8 protein-coding genes are annotated in these 8,224 nt (G+C 39.5%); 1 reads left to right on the top strand and 7 read right to left on the bottom strand.

The annotated features are described in order from the left end of the window. Positions 1-334 precede the first annotated feature (334 nt). The gene (locus H6G28_RS35810; protein ID WP_190678039.1) at positions 335-1,930 is read right to left on the bottom strand and encodes a beta-barrel domain-containing protein; all 1,596 of its coding nucleotides are present in this window, start codon (positions 1,928-1,930) and stop codon (positions 335-337) included. 83 nt (positions 1,931-2,013) lie between these two features. Here H6G28_RS35810 and H6G28_RS35805 point away from each other — a divergent pair, with 83 nt between their 5' ends. Then, entirely contained in the window at positions 2,014-2,409 is a 396-nt protein-coding gene (locus H6G28_RS35805) for a four helix bundle protein (RefSeq protein WP_190678035.1), read from the top strand. 50 nt (positions 2,410-2,459) lie between these two features. Here the strand turns inward: H6G28_RS35805 and H6G28_RS35800 are convergent, their stop codons facing one another. From H6G28_RS35800 to H6G28_RS35775, 6 genes are all read right to left on the bottom strand, one after another. Further along, complete coding sequence (locus H6G28_RS35800; protein WP_190678033.1) at positions 2,460-5,483, bottom strand: peptidase domain-containing ABC transporter; 3,024 nt, start codon at positions 5,481-5,483, stop codon at positions 2,460-2,462. Next, entirely contained in the window at positions 5,480-6,235 is a 756-nt protein-coding gene (locus tag H6G28_RS35795; RefSeq protein WP_313950053.1) for a peptidylprolyl isomerase, read from the bottom strand. The genes H6G28_RS35800 and H6G28_RS35795 overlap by 4 nt, the downstream gene beginning before the upstream one ends. 176 nt (positions 6,236-6,411) lie before the next feature. After that, positions 6,412-6,636: a hypothetical protein gene (locus H6G28_RS35790; protein WP_190678030.1), complete on the bottom strand. Its 225-nt coding sequence runs from the start codon at positions 6,634-6,636 to the stop codon at positions 6,412-6,414. 48 nt (positions 6,637-6,684) lie between these two features. Beyond that, entirely contained in the window at positions 6,685-7,164 is a 480-nt protein-coding gene (locus tag H6G28_RS35785) for a DUF4326 domain-containing protein (protein WP_190678027.1), read from the bottom strand. Between the two features lie 49 nt (positions 7,165-7,213). Continuing rightward, entirely contained in the window at positions 7,214-7,921 is a 708-nt protein-coding gene (locus H6G28_RS35780) for a 3'-5' exonuclease (RefSeq protein ID WP_242054750.1), read from the bottom strand. 48 nt (positions 7,922-7,969) lie between these two features. Then, entirely contained in the window at positions 7,970-8,191 is a 222-nt protein-coding gene (locus tag H6G28_RS35775) for a hypothetical protein (RefSeq protein ID WP_190678025.1), read from the bottom strand. Positions 8,192-8,224 lie beyond the last annotated feature (33 nt).

Raw genomic sequence — 8,224 nt, 5'->3', positions numbered from 1 at the left:
AACTAGACTCTTCCTTTCTGTCATAGTTTTTCAGCCCTTTTAATATTTTTAATCGCTTTGACGATTTTAAAAATGCGAATATTTACTGATTTTTCCGCAATTTCCCTATTTACGTAAAATAGCTGATTTTTCTGATAAAAACATAAACTTTTCATCTAAATAAAATGATACTTTATGAAGAAGAATTCAAAAATCACAATTAAAAACAATTCAAGAGTCAACCCCTTCGGGGAATTCAAAATTCAAAATTACAATCAGTGATGGGTCTGAATCACCCACTGATTGCACTCTAACTTCTGAATTATTCTTAATTTTGAATTCAAAGATTGGTTGATTATCTCACATTTTGCAAACTATCAAAAGACGAACTAAACATATCAGTAAAAATTGAAATTATCTTTCGCTCTCGAACCTTAATATTGCTACTCACACCCATTCCAGACTGCAAACTAATATTACGTCCAGAAACAGCTAACTGCTGACTATCAAGCTGTACCTTTGCAGGAAATCTGTAGAATGGGTAAATTTGATCTGGTGGTAAAGCATCAGAACCAATCCAGACTAATTTACCTTTGATATCACCAAACTCACTAAAAGGGAATGAATCAATTCTGACATCTACCGTCATTCCGGTCTTAACAAAACCAATATCTTTATTAGTAATATAAACCTTGGCAACAAGTGCATTGTTCGGAACAACTTTCAGGATTGGTTCGCTGGAGGTGACTACGAAACCTGGTGTATGTGCCTTCATCTCAAAAATAGTGCCATCCACAGGAGCAACTATTTCCTGATACTTCAGATTCATTTGTGTTTGACTGATTTGTGAATCAATCTCAGCAATTTTTTTATTATTTTCGACAATTGCTTTGGTTAATTGTGAATCAATTTCAGCAATCCGCTTATTATTCTCCGCAATTTGATTGAGCCAATCTCTGCGAGACAGAGCAATGGTGTTGACTAATTTAGCTTTGGCTTGGGCAATAGCTGATTGCAATCGAGCTTTTTCTTGTGTTAGTTGGTCAATTTCACTTTGAATATTGCGAACGTCTTGTTGTTGTTTAAGATACTGAATCCTAGATATCGCACCATTTTGCATCAAGGGAGTTACATCATTCAGTATTCCTTGATTCATTTTCTGGTTATCTAAATTAGTAGCCAGTTTAATATCTGCTTGTTGTAATTGACGTTGAAATTGCTCAATTTCTGATTGGGCAGCTACTATACGTGCATTTAACTCTGCTATGTTAGACTGTAAACGTTCTTGCTGTTCTAAGGTGAGGGAAATATTGTTTTTCCTTCCATTCAATAGAGCGCGGTATACTTGATTATCTGCTATTAAAGTGGCTCGACTCTTGGTTAAATCTAACATTTGGCTGGAGATTTTTAATGTCGAGGCATCTTCTAAGTTACTACCTGATAGTTGTGACTTATAAAATTGATTTTCTTGAATTAAACTAGTACGAATTTGCCAAAATGAATATAATTGTGCTTTGGCAGTTGTATTATCAAGAGACAAAAGTTGTTGCCCTGCTTTGACTGTTTGACCATCCTCAACAAATATTTCTTTTACGACTCCGCCTACAGGTGCTTGGATTTCTTTTGTTGCCCCTGATGCTTCTAATTTACCTGTAGCTGATACGGCTTCTTCAATTGTGGCAATGTTCGCCCAAACGATTGTCCCTGCCGTAGAAAGCATTAATCCCCACAGGATAGCTCTCGACCATTTTCGTGATTGTTTCAATATTACCGACTGGTCAAATTTTGGTACGTAGCGGGGTGAATGATTGGGAGGAGTGGGAGAGGGGAGGAGTGGGGGAGGGGAAGAGTGAGGGAGTGGGGGAGTGGGAGAAATTGGCGAGATTTTTTCAGGAATGCTCTCAATATTGTCATTATTTGAATATTTGCCATTGTTATTGTTACTATTCATAGACGGTTAGTTTATATAAGGTGGAAATAGCGAAAAGTAAAATAGTATATTTGTACTTAATAGTGATTAAGTGGTAGTTGTGTATGAGTAGAGAGTCATTTAAAAATCATGGAGATTTAGAAGTTTATAAGATGGCGTTTGATACTGCTATGCAGATTTTTGAGTTATCGAAGAAGTTTCCTATTGAAGAAAAATATTCATTGACTGATCAAATTCGTCGTGCTTCACGTTCCGTTTGTGCCAATTTTGCAGAAGCATGGCGAAAACGTCGGTATGAGGCAGCGTTTATTGCTAAACTTTGTGACGCAGAAGCAGAAGCTGCGGAAACGCAGACTTGGATTGAATTTGCTGTTCAATGTCATTATGTAGATATCGAAACTGGACGCAACCTTTATAAAGCCTATAATTCGATTCTCGGAATGCTTGTGACTATGATTCATAACTCAAATAAATGGATAATTCCTAAAGATAAAAAATAAATAAACTTCCTCCAGCCCACTCCCCCACTCTCCCACTCCCCCACTCCTCTTCATCCTCCAGCTAATTCCTGTTGTTGATAAAGACAGTAATACAAACCTTTCATAGTAATTAATTCATCATGCGTTCCTTGTTCTGCTACCTGCCCTTGACTCATCATCAAAATAATATCGGCGCTCCGAATAGTTGCTAGTCTATGCGTGATAAACAATACAGTTCTATTTCTTAGAGCAGCTTGCAGATTTAAACAAACTTGACGTTCAGTAGCATAATCTAAAGCACTGGTAGCTTCATCCATGATCAGCAACGGCGGATTTTGTAGTACAGTCCGAGCGATCGCTATTCTTTGCCTCTGTCCACCAGATAAAGCTGAACCTCTTTCACCAACACGAGTTTCGTACCCATTGGGCAGATTCATAATAAAATCATGAGCGCAAGCAATCTTAGCTGCTTCAACAACTTCTTCTGGGGTAGCATCTGGCATTGTCAAAGCAATATTCTCTTGTACTGTAGTATCGAACAGTAAAGTATCTTGCAGTACCATACCGATTTGACGGCGTAAAGAATAAAGCTCTACTTTGTTAATATCGTAGCCATCGATTAAGATACGACCAGCATCAAGTTCATAAAGTCGAGGAATCAACTTAGTCAGTGTACTTTTACCTGCCCCACTTTGTCCAACTACTCCAACAAAGAAACCAGCCGGGACTTCTAAACAAACATGATTCAGTTGAGGAGTGGGACTTTTTGCAAAACTAAAAGTTACACTGTCATATTTAATATTGCCTACAATTGCTGGCATAGGAATTTGAGAAGAGAGGGAGAGGGGGAGAGTGGGGGAGGGGGGAAATTTCTTCCTTTCTCCCGTTCCCCCACTCCTCCACTCCTCCCCTCCTAGTTCTGTTTCTTGAGGATGATCTAAAATATCAGCCAGCCGCTCTAAAGATAATGCTGTTTCTTGGAAGTTCTGCCACAGTTGAATTAATCTCAACAAGGGACTTGTGACATAACCTGCAATGATGCGAAAAGCAATTAATTCTCCTAAAGTTAACTGCTTTTGTAATACTAAATATGCCCCTACCCACAGTAATAGTAAACTAGAAAGCTTATTTAAGAAGTTGCTTAGAGAACCTGCTGTATTAGATGTGAGTACATTTTCAAAACTGGCACTGATATAACGTGCATAACGTGTTTGCCATTGCCATCTAGAATTCAGTTCAATGTTTTGGGCTTTAACAGTTTGAATCCCAGATACCACCTCAACTAAATATGATTGTGTATCAGAATTTTTTTCAGCTTTAGTGCGAGTTTGTTGCCGGATAATAGGTGCAAATATGAATGTTAATAGCGCAAATAATGGCACAGTTGCTAATGCCACAATAGTTAATAGCCAACTATACCAAACCATTACTCCTATATAAACAACAGAAAAAATAGCATCTAGAACGACAGTTAATGCCGTTCCTGTCAAGAACGAGCGAATATTTTCTAATTCATTGATGCGACTCGCTATTTCTCCAACAGGACGCTTTTCAAAATAACGAAGAGGTAATCTCAATAGGTGATCAATGACTTCTGCACCTAAAGATAAATCTATCCGATTTGTTGTGTCAACGAATAAGTTAGTTCGTAACCATGTAATTACTCCTTCTACTACAGCCATTGTTACTATTAGACACCCTAATACATGCAGGGTGTTAATACCATTTTGTACAATAACTTTATCAATAATAACTTGTGTAATTAATGGATTAGCCAATCCCAATAATTGTACAAACAATGAAGCGATGAATACTTCAATTAATACTACTTTATGTTTTTTGATAGCTGGTAAAAACCAGGATAAGCCAAATCGCTTTTTTGGTGTTTCTGATGTGGCTTGTAACAGCAGAACTTGTCCTGATTCACCCCAAGTTTCAATAAAATCTACTGGCTTTTTACGAGTTATTCCCTGCTCAGGAATTGCTAGAACCAATTCTTTTTCTGATGCTTTGTAGAGAATTGCAAAACTGTCTTGCCAAGGTAGGAGTACGGGTGTAGGGAGTTTAGAAATAGTCACAGCCGGAATATTGACTAGTTGGGATTTCAATCCCAGTAGTTCTGCTACACCACCGCATAGTTCGATGGGGATTTTACCTGTTCGTTGGTAGTTATTGACTAAAGCACGACGCAGTACATCTCGTTTCCACGGCATTCCTAAATGTTGCGACAGCATTTGAAAACAAGCCAAGGTGCTATCTACTGGCCCTCTTCCTTGAATGTAAGGATATTTGACTTTTTGGCTATCTTCTAAATCTTCTTCCAGTTCTGGATTTAACGGAGCATAAGCAGCTTCCGCCCAAATTTCTGCCTCAAAAGATGAACTCGTCGAGTCAGGGGAAGGGAAATTAATTGGTAATGTCGGGTCAATAAAACCAACTAAGCGAACTTCTCCACTAATCTGTGCTGACATTTCACTTTTGTTGAGCTGTTCTCCTACAGCATAATTAGAACCTTGAGAACTGACCAACCACAATAAATTTGGATCTAGTTTCTGAAGTGATGTTTTACCAGAAGGTAAATTCAGAATGGTTGCTTGGTATTTTGTTGCTAAGGCAAGTTCTTTTAAATCTTCTCTAACTTTGCCCCGTCGTTCTAATTCTGCCCCTAACAAATCAAAAATTTCAATTAAACTGCAAGTATTCCGAAAGAATCTGGCTATTACTGGTGTTGACTCTAATAGTCCTAAAAATTCTGATGCTTTGATTGTCAAACACAAAGTTTCACATGATGCAATCGCTGTTTCACAAGCTACACCTCGCAGCACACTTGTCCAACCTAAGATTGATCCTGGTTTTAGTAATTCTAAGGTATCTGGGACATTAGCTCCAGGTGCATATCCTAATAAACGAGCTTGCCCTTGATAAATAATCGCTACTCTTGCAGGCAGATTTTCTCTGACAAGAATTGCCTGTCCCATTCTGTAGCGCAATGGTTCTAGTTTTGCGGCGATGCCCTCAATAGTATGAATGTCGAGTTGGTCAAATGGGGAGATGCTTGTTAAGAACTCAACGATTGTGGCTGTACTGGAGGTCATTTTGTTAGTAAAGTTGGGGTAGGTGCATCTTCTAGGACTTTCAGAGGTGTTTTTTCTATTTCTTCGTTTAGCCACGTCTCGAAAAAATGGTTGAGTAGAGCAGAACGCATCCCATCATCTAGTTGTGCAGGAATGAGCTTTTCTAATTTAATGATCACTACCCAATTCTCTAGGCGCATTGGTGGCCATAGCTGTCCTGGTTGAGATATCAGTAGTTTCTGAACAATCTCTTTATGGGGTTGACCAATTGCCACAGGGCCAATCAATCCCCCTGTTTGGGCTTCTTGTCCTTGGGAATATTCTTTGGCGCATTCTGCAAATGTTTTTTCTCTTGCTTTAATCCGAAAGTAAAGTTCTTGTGCTACTTCTGGATCTGATGTACGGATTAAAGAATAGATAACTTTATCTAGTTGTGATTTATGCTGTAGAAAATAAGATTCTAGCTTTGCTCCCCAAGTAGCTATTTTAAATTTTTCTATCCTCAATCCTCTTGTAGCGAGAGCTTCTAATTGCACTTCATTCATTCCGTGATTTTTGAGAGTTGAGGCAATTATTTCTGGTGTAGTTAAGTGATTTTCTTGGTGAAATTGCTTTATAGCATAGGACTTTTCTTCTGCTGTAATGTTGATCTGGGCAATTGCCTTTTCCACAATCAACCATCGGACTAACTGTGGCAGCATTTGACTACTAGCCAGCATTGTTAAAACCTCGGCAGCAGTAATTATTTGGTTGCCAAATTGGATGTAGCTCACGAAAAAGACAAGCTCAAAAGAGCTTGGGTAGATTGCTTTACTGCTAGTGATATATGTTGTTAATATCACCCTACTGCATCATGTCTACTAAAATGCCTACTTGGCAACCTTAGCTTTACCTAATTCTGTTCAGAATTTCTTTATGTATGTGGTATGTACTGATACCAATAAAATAATCAATCAGCTGCCTGCCAGAAATACGGACTGGCAATTGTGGAGTTGGCAGCGATAATCTCCACACCCCAACAGCCCAACGCACCAACGCCCAAAAAACAGGCACTCACGAGGGAGGCGATCACAGTTTGGTGTAAGAACTTGGCGAGTGGTTTTATGCGGCAGCAGCGAATGACGATGTATTTGTGATCAATGAAATACTCAGCTTGGTATTGGCGATGGTTCATATTTGCTCCTGAAAAAAATAAGACAGCCGAAGCTGTCTAAACTGATGATTATTGCCAAAGTCCGCTCAAATTAACGTCTGCATCCCAATTAGCATCAACTAAACCCGACTCAATCAAATGCAGACAAGCAGAATAAAGTATTTGTGTGTGGCATTGTTCTGTCCCTTTGACTGGAACATAATCTTGAATTTCTACGCACCAGCAAACTAGTCCATCTACCTGATGATCAGCGATTGCGATCGCTAAACATTTCATAAATTGCCAATAACGGAATTCCCACGGCTGGAGTTGGTCTAAGTTTCTGTCTCGATAACAACAGATTAACCTCCAAACCCACTGACGATATTTTGACAAAGATTCAGCTAAGTTTTTAACTTTGAATTTAGCTTTTTTGGTGGTTTTCCAAGTAAAGGGATTACCTAATCCGATTAGTAATTGCTGGCACAAATATTCGTCCTTTTTTGGTCTACCACAGTAGATCAATCTAGAATTGCTCACATAGCCAGCACGATATTTGAGGATGTTCATTTGATTTTTAAAAGCTTTCCCTTTGTTACGCGAAGGCGTTAGATAATGCTCACATCAAAATCAAGAGTTTTGACAAAATCCTCCAGCAAGCACTGGCGAATTGACTTATGCCAAATCCGGCGTAGACGCTTTGCGGCTTGTCGCAGACATCGCCATCCCACGCAAACTTTGCTCTACTCGCCAAATGGCGGTCTTCGTAACCAACTAAGGCTTTGATTTCTACCATTGGAGATTGAGCTAAAGCGATCGCATCCTCCACTAGTTTCGTCGGGTTCTTGTGGCGATTGAGACACTCGACCAACAACCGAACATCATCTGCTGCGCGGTGAACGGTGCTAATGCCGATGCCCATCCACAAGGCGAGGTCGGTTAATTTGTACCCACCGTGCGCGTTGATACTGTGATAGCCCCAATTGAAGTCACGCATAGCACACAGCCAGGGGACTGTAATCAAGTCTGGGAAAAACTTGTTAACCACCTCCGAATCAAACTCCGCATTGAAGGCCACCGCATAATCAGCGATCGCGGCCATCTCTCGCAAGAAAGCCAGTGCGGTTTTGTGTATGGGATGTGAGGTTTGGGTTAGCTTCGGGGAGATGCCGTTGATGGCTTGGGCGTGGTTGGTTGTGATTGGTAGTAGGGTTGAGATGCTGGCGATCGCACCCGAATACTCACCGATTTCGTAAAGTGTGGCTGCAATTTCGCAGGGGGTGTTTTCGTCGTCGGCAGTTTCTGTATCGAGTATTAGTAGTTTCATTTTTGCTCCTATAAAAAAGTAAGGCAGTTTTGTACTGCCTTTGACAAATTATTTTTTCAAATAACCAGAAATTTCAGATTCTTTTAACCCTTTGATAAAGCCTATCAATCCGTGAGGACAATCACATCCCAAAGCCTCCTGAAGAGTCGAAGAATTCAGATGATTTTCTTGACAAACAGTAGTGAAAATCTCCGAGTATGTTAACGCTAGATTTTCTTCTAATTGATAAACTCGCTGTTCTATTTTGTTAGCTAAATCTGAGATAGACATATTCCTCAATCAACAGCCTGAAGATTACGCGAT

The sequence above is a fragment of the Nostoc sp. FACHB-190 genome, from assembly GCF_014696905.1.
Lineage (GTDB): Bacteria > Cyanobacteriota > Cyanobacteriia > Cyanobacteriales > Nostocaceae > Nostoc_B.
The sequence above is the reverse complement of the archived record's forward strand: the minus strand, read 5'-3'. Positions and strand labels throughout refer to the sequence as shown.